This window comes from Saprospira grandis, from assembly GCF_027594745.1.
Lineage (GTDB): Bacteria > Bacteroidota > Bacteroidia > Chitinophagales > Saprospiraceae > Saprospira > Saprospira grandis.
The window spans coordinates 1,333,259-1,351,806 of sequence record NZ_CP110854.1 but is presented as its reverse complement, the minus strand read 5'-3'; the positions used below and the strand labels follow the sequence as shown (position 1 = coordinate 1,351,806).

Below are 18,548 nucleotides of genomic sequence, written 5' to 3'. Positions count from 1 at the left end.
ACTGTAGGTTGAAACCTACAGCCAGATGGTATTGCTTCGCAATGATATATGGATGAGGGTTAAAACCCTCATGAATTGAACTTAGGTTGAAACCTACAGCCAGATGGTATTGCTTCGCAATGATATATGGATGAGGGTTAAAACCCTCATGGATTGAACTTAGGTTGAAACCTACAGCAACAATGGTATTGCTTCGCAATGATATATAAATGAGCTTACTGCAGCCTAAAGGCCGCAGCCAATCTTGTTGGTCCTCATTTTTCTTGCCGCAGGAGCTTAAAAGCCCCTGCTTCTAATTTTATGGCGGGCTGCTGTTTTCAGGCCCAGCAGCTTTTGGGGGTAGGAATGACCGAAGGTCCAAAAGAGCAAAGCCCCAAACGGGAAGTTTGGGGCTTTGCTTAAAAAATTTATTTGGCAAGAGGCTTTAGCTTAGCTGTTTTTATTTGATTAGAAGGAGTTAGATCTTCCGCTCTCTATTCTTGTATGATTTTTTGAAGAGGATGATTGTGAGTGCCAAATGCCCCAGGAACTACGGCTCTTTTGAATTGGGCATCAAAAGAAAGCCAAGCTTCCGCACTTTCTTTAGGGAATTCCTTGGGAATCATAGCTAATAGTGCGGGATTATTGATTAGGCTTTCTGCTACTTCAGCGTTTAATTCACTTAAACTAAGTGATTCAGATTTTAAGTTCTTGATATGCGTTAGTAGCAGTTGCCCCAAGAAATCATTAGGGTCTGCATTCATTCCACTCAAAAGAGACTTCAACAGTTGAATATCAACTTTTGTACCTCTGGGCTCTTCGCCAAGATAAGGAAGTAAATCTAACTGCTTTAGCCGTTTAGCTTCTACTGCTTCAAAAATTTCTCTAAGGGACTGTACTCTGCAGTTGGAGAAAAAGTCACAGGAAATAAATGCTTTTAGTTCCTCTAGGCTTCCTTCCTGCTCTAAGCGTTCCAAAGACTGAAGTAAAGAATTTTTGATGGTCGCTACTTTCACATATTTGTCTGTATAATAATCATTGGCCACTACTTGAGGAAAATAGCTGGGGGCTAAACAATCTGCAAGGTTAATGCTGTCATTCCATGTTAAATATTCCTCATCCTTCCATCTATTGATGCTATTTTTTTCCTCTTGTATTTTAAGGACTATATTCTTTTTCTCTTCCAGCTCCTCCTTCGTCAAAAAGTCATCCTTGGCTAGGGCTTGGTCCAAAATGCTTTCTAGTTGCTGATAGCTAATTTTCTTTAGTAAATTCTTTTCTTTGATACTAAAGGTATTGAACCAGTTCGCCTTGATTTGATCTTCTTGGCTGTATTTCTCTAAAATGGCCAAAAAGGCCGCTAGAAAGTCTTCAACATTGGTATCAATAGGAATCGCTTTAACCTCCTTATTGAGTTGTTTACTGAGTGGACCTGGAATCTGTTTGAAGAATTGAGCTAATTGGGCTTGAAAAATACTCAGTGGCGTACTCTCTAGTTTAGGCGATTTACCAATTCTTGATTTAAGTACTTCAGATGCATTCTTAAAGAAATCTGCTAATAATTTTCTATACTGCTCCTTCGGAATATCCTCCTGCTGAGCGCCTAGAAAACTGGCAATAATAGTCTCTAAGGCTGTTTTTTCCTTGGCCAGCTGTTTTTTATACTGCCCCAAAACTTTTTTGGCCTTTGTTTGGGCTGCTTTAAAGGATTGATATTCTGGGTCTTCAGGGCTGAGTTGAGCGAGCAGTTCGCTCAGGCTTTTATACTGCAAATAGCTTTCGTTAAAAAGAGCTTGCTCTTGTTGGTAACTGTTTTTTGCCGCAATAATTTCCTTTTTGCTTCGCATTTTACTGGGATTAAGTATCCCAATGAAGAGGATAAGGATGCTAGCTAATGCTTTCATATTATTTTGATTTTGTGTTTTTAGCTTATGTCTAAGTAATATATAGTTTATTTACTCCTTTTTGAGTGAACTAGTGAACTAAAATTTTTACCAAAGGATGGCCGAAGCGCAGGACTTCCATTTGGCCTAGCGATGTGCAGCAGTGCGGCGAAGCCGCAGACCCAGGCCGTCAGGCCGCAGGGCCGAGCGAACAGCGAGCTGCGAAACGTAGCGCCGACGACCGAAGGGAGGCGGAGGCCCCAAAATAGCAGCGAGCTGCGCAACGACAACAAGCCCTTTAGGGCGCAGTTCGACGACCAAAGGGAGTAACCGCCGCAAGGCCGCAGGCCGCAGCGGAGGCCCCAAAAAATTATTATTCCAAAGAAAAAGGCTATTTTTGCGGCGACTAAAAGAAAAGAATCATGCTGAACCTTCAGAATATATATGTACAATATGGCGATCGCCGATTGTTGGACCAGGTTTCCTTTACGGTGCGAGAAAAAGACCGCATTGGTCTGACGGGCCGAAATGGAGCGGGGAAATCGACTATGCTTAAGATTATTGCTGGGCAAATTGCGCCCATGCAAGGCAATATTGCCGCTCCTAAAGATCTAACCATCGGGTTTTTGCATCAAGATATGCTCTTGCCCAAGGGCAAAACGGTGTTGGAAGAGGCCATGACGGCCTTTGCCAAGGCGCAGGCCATGGAAAAACGCCTAGAAGAGATTCAGCAAGAAATGGAGGAGCGGACCGATTATAGCAGCGATGGCTATATGGAGCTGATTCATGAATTATCGGAATTAAACGACCGTCTGGCCTTGATTGGCGGCCAAAGTTTGCAAGCCGAAGCCGAGAAAATCTTGATGGGCTTGGGCTTTTCGGTTACTGATTTTGATCGACAAACCACCACCTTTAGCGGGGGCTGGCAAATGCGAATTGAGCTGGCCAAAATTCTGTTGCAGCGGCCACAGCTCTTGCTTTTGGATGAGCCGACCAACCACTTGGATATTGAATCTATCATTTGGCTCGAACAGTTTTTGCAGCCTTATGAAGGGGCCGTGATTGTGATTTCTCACGATAAAGCCTTTTTGGATAAGGTGACGCAGCGCACCATTGAGATTGAGTTGGGCAAAGTGCATGATTATAAAGCCAACTACTCTCGATATTTAGAATTGCGAGAAGAGCGACAGGCCCAAATGCAGTCGGCTTTTCAGCAGCAGCAAAAAGAAATTGCCCGCAAAGAGGCCTTAGTCGATAAATTTAGAGCCAAGGCCAATAAGGCCAAAATGGCCCAATCGCTCATCAAGGAATTGGACCGCATGCAGCGGATCGAGCTAGAAGATGGGGATAGCAGCCGGATGCGCCTGCAGTTTCCGCCCGCACCTCGTTCTGGCGAAAGAGTGGCCATTGTAAAGGGCCTAAGCAAAAGCTATGGCGATAATTTGATCTTGAATGAAGTAGATTTGACCATCATCCGAGGCGAACGCCTGGCCTTTATGGGCAAAAACGGAGAGGGAAAATCGACCTTGGTAAAAATAATGGTGGGCCAGCAACTGCCCACGGGCGGAACAAGCGAATTGGGCCATAATGTCCATTTGGGCTATTATGCACAGAATCAGGCCGAAGCCCTAGACCCCAAAAAGACCGTTTTAGAAACCATAGAACAAGATGCCCCCTTTGAGTTGCGTCCCCGCCTACGGGCTATTTTGGGCTCCTTTCTCTTTAAGGGGGAGGATGTAGACAAAAAAGTATCGGTTTTATCGGGAGGAGAACGGGCGCGTCTAGCCATGGCCTGCTTGCTTTTGCACCCCATCAACTTATTGGTGCTGGATGAACCCACCAACCACCTCGATATGCTTTCTAAGGCCATTTTGAAAGAGGCCCTTTTGCATTATGATGGGACCTTGGTGGTGGTTTCTCACGATAGAGACTTTTTGGATGGCTTGACCGATAAAGTCATTGAATTTGACCAAAAGAAGCTCAAAACCTATTTGGGCGACTCTGAATACTTCCTAGAAAAACGCCAATACGGCAGCCTTCGAGATGTCTCTTTGGGCAAAACGGCCAACAGCAGCGGCAGCAGCAAAAAGGCCAAGCCCAAAAAAGACGAAAACGATCCTGCGGTCAAGCAGGCCCTCAAACAACTCAAAAGAAATATCCAGAATGCAGAGCGGCAACTTCAGCGCCTAGAAGAAGAGAAAAATAAGCTGGAAAAAATATTGGGCGATAGCAGCAAATTTGGAACCCCCGACTATGAAAAGGCCCTAGCCAAACATCAAGAAAATGAAGCGGCTACAGAAGAGGCCATGGAAAAATGGGAAGCCGCCGAATTGGCCCTAGAAGCCTTTTGGGAAGAGGACTAAAAATAAACCTATAATAGCTTGTAAAAGAAGCTTGAAAAGCTTATTTTTGCAGGCATTTTCCTTTTAGAGGAACTGTAAATTAATTTATTCACATTTTTAAACCGTCCCGGAAGGGAAACTTCCATAATTATGGAAAACGAAACTAATAATCAGGAGCTGGAGAACCAGCAAGAGCAAGTAGTAGTTGCTCACGACGATTTTGATTGGAACTCTAGCAAGTCTGGTGAATCAGCTTACTCTGCTGAAGAAATGGCCAAACTAACTGCCGAGTACGACGAAACTTTGAGCTCTGTAAAAGAGTACGAAATCGTTGGTGGTCGTGTAGTAGCTATCCAAGATGGCGATGTAGTTATCGACTTGAACTACAAGTCTGACGGATTGGTCCCTACTTCAGAATTCCGCGATATGCCCGAACTCGCTGTAGGCGATGTTGTTGAGGTATACGTAGAAACTCAAGAGGATAAGCGTGGACAGCTTGTTTTGTCTCGCCGCAAAGCGAAATTGCTTCGCGCTTGGGAAAGCATCGTTAACGCTTACAACGAAGGTACTGTCGTTAAAGGACATATCATCAGCAAGACGAAAGGTGGTATGATCGTAGACGTTCAGGGTCTAGAAACTTTCTTGCCCGGTTCTCAAATCGACATCAAGCCTATCGTTGATTATGATGCATACGTAGGTAAAACTATGGAGTTCAAGGTAGTGAAAATCAACGAAGCGATCAAAAACGCTGTTGTTTCTCACAAAGCGCTTATCGAAAGCGACTTGGAAGCTCAACGTCAAGAAATCATCTCTAAATTGGAGCGCGGTCAGGTCCTAGAAGGTACGGTAAAGAACCTTACGGACTTTGGTGCATTCCTCGATTTGGGTGGTGTAGATGGTCTTCTTTATATCACGGACATCTCTTGGGGCCGTATCAAGCACCCCAGCGATGTACTAGAGAATGGCCAGAAGCTCAACGTTGTTGTTCTTGACTTCAATGATGACAAAAAACGTATCTCTTTGGGCCTTAAGCAACTACAGCCCCACCCATGGGACGTATTGCCTGAAGACGTGCAGCCCGGTTCTACCGTTAAAGGCCGTATCGTAAACATCGAGGATTATGGTGCTTTCCTAGAAATCACTCCCGGTGTTGAAGGGCTTATCCACGTTTCTGAGGTATCTTGGAGCAGCCAGCCTATCAACTCTCGCGATTACTTCAAAGAAGGGACTATCCACGAAGCTAAAGTGGTGACTATCGACCGCGAAGAGCGCAAGATGTCTCTAAGCCTTAAGCAGCTTAGCGATGATCCTTGGGCAACTATCGAAGAGCGCTATCCCAAAAATAGCACGCACAAAGGTGAGGTCAAAAACCTTACTCCTTATGGCGTATTCTTGGAACTCGAAGAAGGTATCGGCGGTATGATCCATATCTCTGACCTTTCTTGGACTAAGCGCTATGGCCACCCTGCCGAGTTTACCAAAGTAGGGGAGACTCTAGATATCATGATCCTTGACATCGATGTAGAAAATCGCAAACTTTCTTTGGGCCACAAACAACTCGAAGAAAACCCTTGGGATACTTTCGAGAATGTTTTCCCTGTAGGCTCTGTGCATGAAGCCACTGTCCTCCGCCGTGACGACCGTGGTGCTATCGTTCAACTTCCTTACGGCCTAGAGGCTTTCGCTCCTCTCCGCCATGTGAAGAAAGAAGATGGTAGCCTCGCAGAAGTAGAGGAAACTTTGCTATTCAAAGTAATCGAGTTTAACCGCGATGATAAGCGTATCCTCGTGTCTCACTCTCGCTACTACAACGATAGCAAGAAAGATGCTGACCGCCAAGAACGCGATGACAAACGTCGCCAAAACCGCGAAGCACAAGATGAACTCCGCAAACAGCAAGATAAAGTAGAGCGTAGCACTATGGGTGACCTCAACGTTTTTGCCCAATTGCGTGAGCAAATCGAAAATCAAGAGAAAGATAATCAGGACGAAGAGTAAGATCTAACTCCTCATTCCGATTCATAATAAAGCCCCTAGCCTCTCAATGCAAATTGAGGGGCTATTTTGTTTTTTAACTTACTGCTGTTATTTTTGGGGCCTCCTGCCTTCGGCAGGCGCTACGCTACAGGGCTCGCAGGTCTGCTCGGCCCTTCGGCGCAAAGCGCCTCGGTCTGGCCTGACGGCCACCCTTTCGCATCGCTAGGCCATTGGCGCCCCAACCCAGCCCTTATTTTTGCCCACCACGCTAGAATACTTATTTGTTATGGACCAATTGATACTCGTTTTAGAAAGTAGCAGCCGAAAAACTTCGGTGGCACTGATTAAAAATGGCCACTGCTGGCTAGTAGAAGAAAGTGCTCTTGATACTGGTGACCCCGCCGCAGAACTTACGCTTTTTGTCCAAAAAATCTTGCAGCGAGCCAAACTCAAAGGAACAGATCTGGCCGCCATTGCCCTGAGCAAAGGCCCCGGCTCTTATACCGGCCTGCGCATTGCCTATTCTACCGCCAAAGGCTTGGCCTTTGCCTGGCAACGCCCCCTCTTGGCCCTCGATACCCTAGCCGCCTTGGCCTATGGCGCAAAATGGAACCAAAGCCTGCCCAAAAATAGCTTGCTGATCTGCCTAGAAGATGCCCGAAGAGGAAATGCCTATGCCGCTATCTATAATAGCCAACTAGAAGTTATTAAATCGCCCTTTTTTGTGTCACTCAAAGAATTAGACCTGACTATTTATCAACAAGAGCATAGACTGTATGTACTAGGCTCTGCGGCTATGAATTACCAGGAACTGATGTCACAAAATAAAATAGAAATAGATTTATTGCCCATCAAGGCGCCCTCCGCCCGCTTTTTTGAACAATTGGCCCAAAATGCCTACGAAAAACAAGCCTTTGCCGAACTCGCCTACTCCGAACCCTTCTATTTAAGGGCCCCACAGCTGACTAAGCCAAAAAATAATAAGTTTTTTAGCAAAAAATAGCCTGACTTTCTCTGAACTGCCAAAAAGCTCTGCCATAGAAAACTTTTAATAGCTAGGGCTAATGAAAAAGATTCATCAAAGCGGGCCGACGATTATTCGTCGGGCCGCTTTTTTTATGCGCTCAAGGCATTATTTTTGGGCCTAGTCTCCACAAATTACTTTCTTGGAGCAGAAGGCGGCAAAGCCGCCTTGGCCTAGCGATGTGCAGCAGTGGCCGCAGGCCAGACCTAGCCGGCTTGCTGGCGCAGGGCCGAGCGAATAGCGAGCTGCGAAACGTAGCGCCGACGACCAAAGGGAGGCGGAGGCCCCACAAAAACAGCAGCGAGCTGCGACAACAAGGACTTTAGTCCGCAGTTCGACGACCGAAGGGAGTAACCGCCGCAAGGCGAAGCCGCAGCGGAGGCCCCAAAATCATAAAACAGTTAAAAAACTGTATCTTGAGCTAAGAACTTATTAGAATGATTCTCTAGGAAAGACTCCTTTAAAATTAAATAGAACTTCATGCAACCAAAGCTGAAAAAACTGGTCTATGGCGGACTGCTGAGTCTTGCAAGTTTGCAGGGCATACAAGCGCAGCAAACAGCCGTCTATAAAGACCCCCAGGCCGCATATCATGCCGCCATCGAATTTTATGAACAAGCCCTTTATGGCAAGGCCGAAGATGAATTGGGCCAATTGCTCGCCCCCGATCAAGCCCTTTATGATGATTGGGAGTTGCCCGAATCCTACCGCCCCAAAGCAGAACTTTATGCCGCTCTGGCCGCCCTGCGCTTGGAACGGCCCGATGCCGAAAATAAACTTTTGGTCCTGATTAAGAAATATGAGCCTATGTCGGTGGCCGCTCAGGCCAAATTGGAGGTGGGCCGTTATTATTATGCCCAAAGAGATTATAAAAAGGCGATTAAATACCTCAGTAGCATCAATTTTAAAGACCTCAATGACCTGAGCAATGAGGAGCTGATTGAGGCCAAGTTCCAGTTGGCCTATTGCTATTTTGTGTCTAAGGACTTTAAGAAAGCCCAACCCGTTTTTGCCCAAATCAAAGGGACCAAAAGCGAGTATACTTTTTCCGCCAATTACTATTATGGCCTCTGCTCTTTCTTCCTCAAAGACTTTGATGCCGCCTTGGCCAGCTTTGAAATTGCCAATAAGTCGAGCCGCTACGAAAAGGTGGTCCCTACCTATATCACGCAGATCCATTTCATGAAAAAGGATTATGATAAAACAATTGCCTACGGAGAACCCTACACCAAAAGCAATACGGTGCGGGAACGTATGACGATTGTACAGGCGGTGGGCCAAGCCTATTACGAAAAGAAGAATTATAAAAAAGCGCTTCCTTATATGGAGGAATACGCCAGCAAGACGCCAAAAATGACAGAAGATATCTTCTATCAATTGGCTTATACCCAATATCGAGCTGGAAAATATGAGGATGCCGCCGGTAACTTTGAGCAAATTGCTCGATTAGATAATAAGTTGGGCCAAAATGCCCGCTACAATCTAGCCGATTGCCAACTCAAATTAGGCCGTAAAGAGGAGGCCCGCCTTTCGTTTAAGCAGGCCGCAGAAATGAAGCAGGACAAAGAACTGCAGATTGACGCTAAAATGAATTATGCCAAATTGTCTTATGAGTTGGGCCTAGACAATGACGCTATTTCGGCTTTTATGGAGCTACTCAATACAAAATACAGCAACGAGTCGCAAAACTTGATGAGCCAGCTCTTCCTCAATACTCGCGATTATGAAAAAGCCCTGAGCATCCTAAGAACTATCGACCGCAGTGAGCCCTCTCTCAAAGAGGCTTTCCAAAAGGTGGCTTATTTCCGTGGCGTGCAGCATTATAAGGCCAGCAATTTTACCAAGGCCGTAGAGCGCTTTAATGAGTCTCTGGGCTCTGCCGTGCATACCGAAACCACGGCCCTGGCCCATTTCTGGAAAGCCGAGGCGCTTTTCCAATTGGACCAATTTGATAAAAGTATTGATGAGTATAACCGCTTTACGACCGTAGCGGCTGCCGCTCCCCAATTACCCGCCAATTCCTCTAAAGGAACGGCCCATTATGGCCTAGGCTACAATTATCTTCGCAAAAATAGCTATGATAATGCCGTGGGCGAGTTCGTGAAGGCGGTCAAGTATATTGAGCCCCGCCTGAGCAAAATCAATGATCGACATGTCTCCAATTTTGTCTATCCCGATGCCCTCGGCCGGGCTGGCGACTGCTACCTCTATTTGGGCGGAACGAATAATTATACTGCTGCTGCTGGCTATTATGAACGCATTGTGGCCAATAATTTTCCCAATGAGGATTATGCCATGTATCAGCTGAGCCTGATCTATAGCTTGACCAATCAAGCCCAAAAGCAGCTGCGCACCCTAGCCGATTTGGTGGGCCAACATCCCAGTTCTATCTATGCAGATGATGCGCTTTATGCCATGGGGAGCACGCAGATTAACCAAAATGAATTCGATCAGGCCAAAGGAAGTTTTGACCAATTGATCGTGAAGTATCCCGATAGCGAGTATACCGCCAAAGCCCTCTATAAGTTGGGCGTGCTCTCTTATAGCCGCGATATGAACCGCGAAGCCCTCGATTATTTTAAGACGGTGGTGAGCAATAATGTCCAAACAGAGGAAGCCAAAGCGGCCCTCAACTTTATCCGAAAAATCTATATCGATCAAGGCGATCCCGACGGCTTTATGGCTTATGCCTCTACTTTGCAGGGCTATAATTTCTCCGATATGGCCGCAGATTCGCTCCTTTATGAATCAGCCGCCTCTTCTTTCGATCAGGAAAACTGGCCCGCCGCTGCCGATAATTACAGCAAATATCTCGATCGCTTTCCAAAAGGCCTCAATAGTATGTCGGCCCACCTCAACCGAGGAATTGCCTACTATAATCTCAAGGAGTATCCCAAGGCCCTAGGCGATTTTGCTTATGTGGCCGAGGCCAAGGACCCCAAAGCGCCCCCCGCTATGGCAGAGGAAGCCAACCTTTTGGCAGGCCGAATTTGTTACCATATTACGGAGGATTATGCCAAGGCCCTCACTTATTTTCAAGGCCTAGAACAGTTTGCTTCTAGCCCCGAAAACCGCTCGGAAGCTCGCCTATTCGGTATGCGCTCAGCCTATTATAGCCAAAATTATCAGGCGCTAAAGGGACTGGCCACCAACTTTCTCAAAGAACCCAATGCTAGCGCTGCCAATAAGGCCGAGGCCCATTTTTATCTGGCTAAGGCCCAACAAGCCGCTGGCGATAATGCCAAGGCGATGCAGTCTTATAAGGAGAGCCTCAAGCTGGTCGATGACGATATTAACGCCTCTGAAGCCCATTACCAAATTGCCAAAATTACTTATATCCAACGCGATTTGGATGGCGCTCTAGAGCTGGCTTTCCAAAACAATAAGCTGCTGGGCCAACACCTCAATTGGTTGGCGCGCAACTTTATCCTCATCGCCGATATCTATGCTGAACAAGGCAAACTAGATGCAGCCAAAGGTACCCTAGAAAGCCTTTTGGGCAACTTCAGCGGAGAAGCCGAAATTGTGAAGGAGGCCCAAGATAAATTGGCCCAAGTCAAGCAAGCCATTTCTTCTAATAGCCGCCTGCGCCGAAATGATGGCAATGGCGAACTAGAAATGATTGATTAAATCTTTCTTTTTTTGGGGCTGCCCCGCCCTGCGGGCGGGTCGGGCTGTGCCGCAGCTCGCAGGTCTGCTCGGCCCTTCAGCGCTAAAGCGCTTCGGTCTGGCCCTGCGGGCCACTGCTATCCATCCCTCAGCCGCGTCGCTGCGCTCCTTTGCGGCGGCTTCGCCGCCTGTCCTCTCCAAAATAGATCGTCTAAAGAAAAATCAAATGATAAAATATAGTAAATCTCTTTGTTTAGCTTTGGCTGTTGGGCTGTTTGCCCCCAGCCTAAAGGCCCAAATCAATGATGTAGGGACCGAGCTAGTCAAACCCTTTAAGGCCCAATTGGCCGAAAGTAAAAAGCAGGAGGCTCAGCCTCTTTTACCCAATTTGGATACTACCGCTGGCCAAAAATTGACTTATTTGGTCCCCGAACGGATCGTCTCGGTTAATTATCCAGAACCCAATATCCGCCCACTGGCTATGCCCGTGCCTAAGCCCCCCAAAAGTCTCAACTTTTATACAAAGGCAGGCATTGGTTTCCCACTTTCCCCCTTGCTAGAACTCTCTTACCACAATAGCAATAGCGATAAACTTCGCTTTGGGGCTACAGCCAAACACCATAGCAGCCAAGGTAACTTAGAGGACCAAGTTTTTGGCGAAACTTCGCTAAATCTACAGGGCGATTATTTTCTGTCTAATGGCCTTGCTGTTGGCGGCGCCCTAAATATGGACCTCAATAATTATCGCTATTATGGCTACCACCAACTGCTCGAAAATCTAGGCGATAGCCTTTATCCCTTCGCTCAAGATAGCTCTGGCCTAGCCGAAGATAGCCTCAAACAGCGCTACCTTACGGTAGGGGCCAATATTCATCTCTTCAATGCCAAAAGCAATAAACAAGAGATGAACTATAGAGCCGATCTGGACCTCTATAATACTACTTCTTATCATGGCGTTGGCGAGCTCAATATCCGTCCCCGCCTTGTTTTTGAAAAATGGTTGGGCAATAGCCGCAGCCCCCAACATCGCCTCTTTGCCAATGCCGAGCTGCTGTATAGCCGCTATACCACCACCGATAGCAGCCAAAGCCGCAGCCTGGCCCAATTGCATGCTGGAGCCGACCTCAATTTTGGCAACTTTAAGAGCCGTTTGGGCGCCCGCTTAGGAAGCAATGCCGGACAGTTCTTCGTTTTGCCCGATATCGAGCTTAGCTATGCCGTTTTAGGGGGCCAATTTATTCCCTATGCAGGTTGGTCGGGCAGTATCCGTGAAAATACGCTTATGCAGCTTTCTACTTATAATCCTTTCTTGGATACAGAGCGCCTGCATTGGGAACATACCCAAGAAAGCCGCTTTTATGGGGGCCTCAAAGGGAAGATTAAGCGCCTAGGCTACGACTTTAATGTCTCTTATGCCAATTTGAGCCAACAACCCCTTTTCTATAATACCGCAGAAAGTAATTATCTGAAATTTGGTCTGGCCTATGATACGCTCAGCCGCCTAACTGTGGCCGCAGATGTGGAGCTTCAAATTATGGAGGAACTCTACTTTAAGGGCGCTTTGGCCTTCAATAATTATAGCGGCGGAACAGCTGAAGTAGCTTATCATCTGCCTGTTTTGGAGTCTAGCTTTGGCCTGACCTACAAAAAAGGTAATCTAGAAGTTGGGGCCGATCTCTTTGTCAATGCGGGCGTGCCTTATCTTCCCGCTTTGGCTACCGAAAGCGAAACCCTTGGCGGCTTGTTTGATCTTAACCTCAATGCTACTTATTGGCTCGGAAAAGGAGAGCAACAACGCTTTGCTTTCTTTGTAGAAGGCAATAATTTGCTCAATAATAAATACCAACGTTGGTACCTCTATCAGCAATTGGGCATCAATGGAAAAATTGGTGTAATCGCTAAGTTCTAAGATGACTTAGGACCTGCCGCAAAGGGGCTGCTCGATATCGAGCAGCCCCTTTTGTTTTGGACCAACTAGGGCATCAAGCCTTTGATGAGGTATTTGATCTCTATCGAATAGGGGACAAAAAAAATCCCCTCCGAGGAGGGGATCGTCTAATATTCTACTAAGGTGCAAGGCCTTGTATTACTCTAGCGTTTGCAACAGCTCTTTGGCTTTTTCTTGATAGGGGCCTTGGGGCACCTTTTTCAGGTAGCTTTTGGCCAGTTCTTTTTGGTTTTCGCGTAGGGCCAAGAGGGCCTGATACCAACTGAGTTTTTCGGAAATATGGGGGGGCAGGCTAGGCAATTGGGCCAGCTCTTGCCAGTAGGACTTTGCGCTGTCTAGTTCTCCTTGCTCAAAAGCGATATGGCCCAGATAAAACTGGGTTTCTTCTTGGGCAAAGATAGAATTGGCCTTTTGGTAGGCCAGCAACTCTGTTTTGGCTTTGGTCCAATCCTTTTTTTCATAGGCATCGAGGCCAAGCTGCAACTGTCTGAGGGCTTCTTCATTTTGGCCAAAGCCTTGGGCGCCTAAAAGCAGTTGTAATTCTTTTTGGGTAGACTCTGCGCTAGCAATAGTGTATTCTTGAGACCAGCCGGGCAGGCTTTGCGACTTCTGCCACCAATAGCCCAGACTCACCAATAGAATGAGGCTAGCGGCAATACCCATAATTGGGCGCCAGCGGGGGAGGGGGCGCACCTTAATCTCTTCTTCCTTTTCTTCCTCTTGGGCAAAAAAGCCTTCTGCTTCTAATTCTTGGGCAATTTGGCCAATTTGTTTTTGGGCGGCTTGAGTCTGTAGGGCTTGTTCGATAGGTCGCTCAAAAAGGCCTTTCTCCTCAAGTTCTTGGGCCATTTTTTCTACGGCAGTTTGGCGGCCAAAAGCCTGAATAGCTTGGATAGCGATGCCATGGGCCTGCAGCTCGGCGGCATAGGCGGCATCTTTTTGGGCCAAGGCAAGGGTAGCGGCTCGCTCTTCGGCAGAGAGTTGGTTTTGCTGGAAAGCATCCAGCCATTCGGGGCTATGAAAATCCATAAATTTAGGCTTTGGGCTGGCCCAGCAGGCGCAGCAATTGTTTTTTGAGCTGTTTGATACAGCTATTTTTCTTCACCTTAGAGTAATTATCGGCAAAGCCCATAATTTGCTCAATTTCTCGATGCGACTTCTTCTCAAAATAGTAGAGCTCCAGCACTTTTTGGCAATCGGTATTCTTCATGCTGCTTAGGGCTTTCATGGCGGTCATGAGTAGGGGGTCGGCCTCTTCTTCTTCTAAAAAGTAGACCTCTTCTTGGACCAAATGGGGGAGGGGCTCTTGCAGCAGGCGTTCCTCATCTTGGAGGATGGGTTTTTTCTTTTGTTTGCGGAGCTGTTTGAGCCAGAGGTTTCGACAAACGGCATAGAGATAGGTTTTGGGTTGGCAACTGAGCTCGAAATCGGGCGTTTGCATTTTGGTCCAAAAAATCTCTAGGGCACGATTAAAAGTAGCTTTGGCATCGGCTTCTTGGGCGCCCTGTTGGAGCAAATAACTAGCACAATACCAATAGGCCTGTTCATAGAGGGCTTTATAGGCCCTTTGGTCTCCAGCCCGAAGGGCCGCAATTGAAATATCCATAAAAAAGAGGTTTCTGGGGGTAAGCTTGTGGGCTCAATGAGTAATACCCCAAAGGGGCTGATGGTTAGCCCTAAGGGCCTAAAAAATTACAAAAGTCTGTAGAAAGGGCCAAATCTGTTTGGATCTAGAAGGCTGGCCGAAGGCCAGCCTGGCCTAGCGATGTGCAGCAGTGGCCCGAAGGGCCAGACCCAGGCAGCTTTGCTGCCGCAGGGCCGAGCGAATAGCGAGCTGCGGAACGTAGCGCCTGCCGCAGGCAGGAGGCCCCAAAATCCCCAACTATTCAGTATACTGTGTATTCAAAGGATTAGCTTTATGAGGTTCTAACCTACAGAGATAATAAACAGATTTCCCAAATCCTAATCTATAATCGTAGCGACTAGTTTTCGGCGGCCGCCTTGGTTTCTGAACTCGCAAAGATAGAGGCCCTGCCAAGTACCTAGGGCGAGTTGGCCTTAAATAATGGGAATACTTAAACTTGTGCCCGTAAAAGCGGTTTTAATGTGGGCGGGCATATCGTCGGGGCCTTCTAGGGTATGCAAAAGGCCCTTTTGGTTTTCGGGGACCAGGCGATTAAAAATCGTTTCAAAATCCATACGAACATCGGGATCGGCATTCTCGTTAATGGTCAGGCCAGCCGAAGTATGTTGAATAAAAAGCTGTAGCAGTCCGTTTTGGGGCAGGGCAGGCAATTGTTGCAAAACCTCTGTGGTAATGAGGTGGAAGCCTCGGCTTTTGGCCCGAAGAGCAATAGAATGATGTTGAATAGACATAGAAAATCACAATTTTGAGCGCTAATAATCCTTATCTTCGCCCTGTAAAAAAATAACTAAGCAATATGTTTGATACGCCATGGCTCTATAACTTGGGTAAAGTTATTCACTTTATTGGGCTCATTAGCTGGTTTGCGGCCCTATTTTACCTGCCTCGTCTATTTATTTATCATACCGAGGCTTTGGAGCGGCCCGAGGCAGAGCGGGGAATTTTGACGGAGCAATACGCCATTATGCAGCGCCGATTGTATCATATTATTATGACGCCGGCCATGTTTATTACCTTTTTGGGGGGCAGCATGATGCTCATTTATTATGGTTGGGATTGGTTTGTGGCCAATATCTGGATGCACTGGAAGCTGGGATTTATTGTGCTTTTGCTTGGCTATCATTATTACAGCAAGGGCATTATGCAGCGTTTGGCCCGCAATGAATTTGTGATGAGTTCGGCCAAATTTAGGATGTACAATGAGATTGCCACCCTCTTGCTCTTGGCCATTGTTTTGTTGGCCGTTTATAAAAGTAGAACTGATTTTTTGATTGCCTTTTTGAGTTTGATTGCCTTTGGAATAAGCCTGATGATAGGCATTAAGGCCTATAAGCGCTATCGAGAGCAAAAGGGAGAAGTATAGTAAATTATGTCGTTTAAGATTTATACCAAAACTGGAGATAAAGGCACCACCGCACTTTGGGGCGGGGGCCGCCTACCCAAATACCATTTGAGAATTGAGGCCTATGGCAGCCTAGACGAGCTGAATGCGAACTTAGGATTGTTAAGAGATTTTTGCGAGCAGGAAGAACAGCGGCAGCAGCTTTTGAAGATTCAGGAGCGTTTGTTTAGCCTAGGGACCATCATGGCCACCGCCCCCGAAAAGGCCGAGAAGGTCAAGCAGCCCGATGTTTTGCCCGAGGATGTTTTGCAGCTCGAAAACTGGATGGATGCCATGGATGAACATTTGGCGCCCCTCAAAAATTTTGTTTTGCCAGGCGGGCACCCACAGGTGTCTCGGGCCAATATTGCCCGCACCGTTTGCCGCCGTGCCGAGCGCCTAGCCGTGGCCCTAAATGAAGAACAAGCCCTGCCTGCGGTGGTCTTGCAATACCTCAATCGCCTATCCGATTACCTCTTTATTTTTGGCCGCTTTGCCGCCCATTGCCATCAGGCGGAAGAAGTACTTTGGAAGCCAAGAGGCTGATTTTAAGAGAACTTTAGGGCCTTTTGGCCCTTTTTTTTATGGCAGAAGCGTTTATATAGGAAAGTCTAAGGAGTTTTGGGGCCTCCGCTGCGGCTTTGCCTTGCGGCGCTACGTTTCGCAGCTCGCAGGTCTGCTCGGCCCTGCGGCCTGACGGCCTGGGTCTGCGGCTGCGCCGCACTGCTGCACATCGCTAGGCCGGCGGGCCTTCGGCCCGCTCTGACAGCCAAACAAACTAAGGCAAACAATAATCATGATGAAAGCTACATACTTCTTTTTTTTGCTGCTCTTCTGTAGCCTCAGTCTTAGGGCCCAGCCCCTGAGCAAATCGGCCAAAGAACATATGGAAGATGCCGAATACTATTTTAATAATGCCAAATATGAGGCGGCTGCAGCTAGTCTAAAGCAAGCGATTAAGCAAAAGCCCAACTTTGCTGCGGCTCAGCGCTTGTTGGGGGTGGTGGCCAAAGAAACAGGCGATTATGAAACGGCAAGAATGGCCTATGAGCGGCTCTTTAAGCAAAATCCGCTTTTGTCTAGATCTGCCTATTTTGAGGCCGCCGAACTACAGATGAAGGCCTATAATTATAGTAAAGCCTTAGAGTACTTTGAGCTCTACAAATATGCAGACCCCAAAAACTATAGCATCAAAGAAGAGGGGGCTGCCCGCAACTATGATGCGTATTTGGACCGAAACATTAAGAGCTGCGAATATGCTATAGAAATGGAATATACGGGCTCTACGGGCAAGGCCGAGCTTTTGCCCGGCATGGCCAACTCCAAATTTGATGAGTTTTTACCCACCTTGCGGGCCAATGGCGATATGCTCCTTTATACCTCCAACCGCTCGGGAGATGAAGATATTTTGATGCTGCGCAAAAACGAGAAGGGCGAATGGAAATCGCCAAAATCTATTGGGCCAGCCATCAATACACCTTATAATGAAGGCATGGCCAAGTTTACAGTTTGTGGTCGACGGATTTTCTTTGCCGCCTGTGCCTGGGAAAATGTGCAGGGCGGCTGCGATATTTATGTGGCCGAATATGATAGCGAAAATGAAATTGTAGATAGCGTGGGGCCAGCAGTAGGCCTAAATAGCGAAGCCTGGGACTCTCAGCCCTCTATTAGTTGCGATGGCTATAAAATGTACTTTGTCTCTACTCGAGAGGGGGGCTTTGGCGGTAGCGATATCTGGATGGCCGAGCTAATGGCCGATGGCCGCTGGGGCGTTCCCGAAAACCTTGGACCAAAAATCAATACCGAAGGAGATGAAGAAGCCCCTTTTATTGCTCCAGATGGCCAAACCCTCTACTTTGTGTCTGATGGACATCCGGGATTGGGCGAAGCCGATGCTTTTCGGACCTTATTATTAGAAAATGGTGAGTGGTCTAGACCAGTAAATATGGGCGAGGGCGTCAATTCTCCTTTCCGTGAGGCCGGCATTGTGGTCTCTCCTGATGGCGAGTATGCCTACTTTTCTTCTGACCGACCAGAAGGAAAAGGGGGCTTGGACCTTTATAGCTGCCATATTCCCGCTGCTATGGCTCCTGCTGTAGAGCATGTATTTTTGGATGGCTACCTCTATGATGAGGCCACCGCCGAACCTTTGGCTGGGGCTAGAGTTCGCCTGAGAAATGAAGGCGAAAACATTGGGGTTTTTGAAACGGATAAGGCGGGCCGATTTTTCCTTTGTTTGCCTAGTGGAGCTTCTTACTCCTATATTATTTCTAAAGAGGGCTATGATAACTTTATTGGGGCCGATTACTTTGAGCGAGCGGCAGGGGAGGCCATCAAGCGAATAGATGTGCAACTGACTCCCAACGGAAAAATCCCTGAAGAAGAGCCCGTAATGGCCGAGCCGCCCAAGCCTCGTTTGCGCAAAAACTTATCGGTCTACTTTGAGACCGGAAAATATGATTTGAGCGAGTTGCAAAAAGAGCAAATACAAAAACTACTAGAGCAATTTGAAGATCCAGAAAGTCTAAAAATTCAGGTAACAGGCTTTGCCGATGATGTGGGGGATAAGGAGTTCAATCTACCCCTTTCGCAGAAGCGGGCGGGTTATGTCACCAAGTTTATGAAGGAGCTGGGCATCACAAGCGCCCAAATTACAACTGATGGCCGAGGCGTAATAGAAAGTAATATGGCCAAGCATCAAAAACGAAAGGTAGAGATCATCATCCTCAACCGTTAGGGACCAAAAGAAGCCGCTTTGGG

General features: G+C 47.2%; 11 protein-coding genes and 1 pseudogene. 8 read left to right on the top strand and 4 right to left on the bottom strand.

What is annotated here, in order from left to right:
* Nucleotides 1–473: 473 nt before the first annotated feature.
* Nucleotides 474–1,883, bottom strand: coding sequence for a hypothetical protein (locus OP864_RS05290; protein WP_270100236.1), 1,410 nt, complete (start codon nt 1,881–1,883; stop codon nt 474–476).
* A gap of 401 nt (nt 1,884–2,284) precedes the next feature.
* Here OP864_RS05290 and OP864_RS05285 point away from each other — a divergent pair, with 401 nt between their 5' ends.
* The 5 genes from OP864_RS05285 to OP864_RS05265 all read left to right on the top strand — a co-directional run bounded on the left by OP864_RS05285 (nt 2,285) and on the right by OP864_RS05265 (nt 12,723).
* Complete coding sequence (locus OP864_RS05285) at nt 2,285–4,225, top strand: ABC-F family ATP-binding cassette domain-containing protein (RefSeq protein ID WP_270100235.1); 1,941 nt, start codon at nt 2,285–2,287, stop codon at nt 4,223–4,225.
* 129 nt (nt 4,226–4,354) lie between these two features.
* Nucleotides 4,355–6,202 carry a 30S ribosomal protein S1 gene (rpsA, locus tag OP864_RS05280; RefSeq protein WP_270100234.1) on the top strand — a complete coding sequence of 616 codons (1,848 nt, stop codon included), beginning with the start codon at nt 4,355–4,357 and terminating at the stop codon, nt 6,200–6,202.
* A 265-nt stretch (nt 6,203–6,467) separates the two neighbouring features.
* Complete coding sequence (tsaB, locus tag OP864_RS05275; RefSeq protein WP_270100233.1) at nt 6,468–7,184, top strand: tRNA (adenosine(37)-N6)-threonylcarbamoyltransferase complex dimerization subunit type 1 TsaB; 717 nt, start codon at nt 6,468–6,470, stop codon at nt 7,182–7,184.
* Nucleotides 7,185–7,685: 501 nt separating this feature from the next.
* Nucleotides 7,686–10,835, top strand: coding sequence for a tetratricopeptide repeat protein (locus tag OP864_RS05270; RefSeq protein WP_270100232.1), 3,150 nt, complete (start codon nt 7,686–7,688; stop codon nt 10,833–10,835).
* A 205-nt stretch (nt 10,836–11,040) separates the two neighbouring features.
* Nucleotides 11,041–12,723 (top strand): TonB-dependent receptor, encoded by a 1,683-nt coding sequence (locus tag OP864_RS05265; RefSeq protein WP_270100231.1) that lies wholly within the window; start codon nt 11,041–11,043, stop codon nt 12,721–12,723.
* Nucleotides 12,724–12,900: 177 nt separating this feature from the next.
* On the opposite strand, the gene OP864_RS05260 is transcribed toward OP864_RS05265, so the two are convergent.
* From OP864_RS05260 to OP864_RS05250, 3 genes and pseudogenes are all read right to left on the bottom strand, one after another.
* Entirely contained in the window at nt 12,901–13,791 is an 891-nt protein-coding gene (locus tag OP864_RS05260) for a hypothetical protein (protein ID WP_270100230.1), read from the bottom strand.
* A gap of 4 nt (nt 13,792–13,795) precedes the next feature.
* Nucleotides 13,796–14,368: an RNA polymerase sigma factor gene (locus OP864_RS05255; RefSeq protein ID WP_270100229.1), complete on the bottom strand. Its 573-nt coding sequence runs from the start codon at nt 14,366–14,368 to the stop codon at nt 13,796–13,798.
* Nucleotides 14,369–14,724: 356 nt separating this feature from the next.
* A pseudogene (locus OP864_RS05250) lies at nt 14,725–15,138 on the bottom strand (secondary thiamine-phosphate synthase enzyme YjbQ).
* A 65-nt stretch (nt 15,139–15,203) separates the two neighbouring features.
* Here OP864_RS05250 and OP864_RS05245 point away from each other — a divergent pair.
* The 3 genes from OP864_RS05245 to OP864_RS05235 all read left to right on the top strand — a co-directional run bounded on the left by OP864_RS05245 (nt 15,204) and on the right by OP864_RS05235 (nt 18,525).
* On the top strand, nt 15,204–15,770 hold the full coding sequence (locus OP864_RS05245) for a CopD family protein (RefSeq protein WP_270100228.1): 567 nt from the start codon (nt 15,204–15,206) through the stop codon (nt 15,768–15,770).
* Nucleotides 15,771–15,776: 6 nt separating this feature from the next.
* Nucleotides 15,777–16,334 carry a cob(I)yrinic acid a,c-diamide adenosyltransferase gene (locus OP864_RS05240; RefSeq protein ID WP_270100227.1) on the top strand — a complete coding sequence of 186 codons (558 nt, stop codon included), beginning with the start codon at nt 15,777–15,779 and terminating at the stop codon, nt 16,332–16,334.
* Nucleotides 16,335–16,584: 250 nt separating this feature from the next.
* Nucleotides 16,585–18,525 carry an OmpA family protein gene (locus tag OP864_RS05235; protein ID WP_270100226.1) on the top strand — a complete coding sequence of 647 codons (1,941 nt, stop codon included), beginning with the start codon at nt 16,585–16,587 and terminating at the stop codon, nt 18,523–18,525.
* The last annotated feature ends 23 nt before the right edge of the window (nt 18,526–18,548 follow it).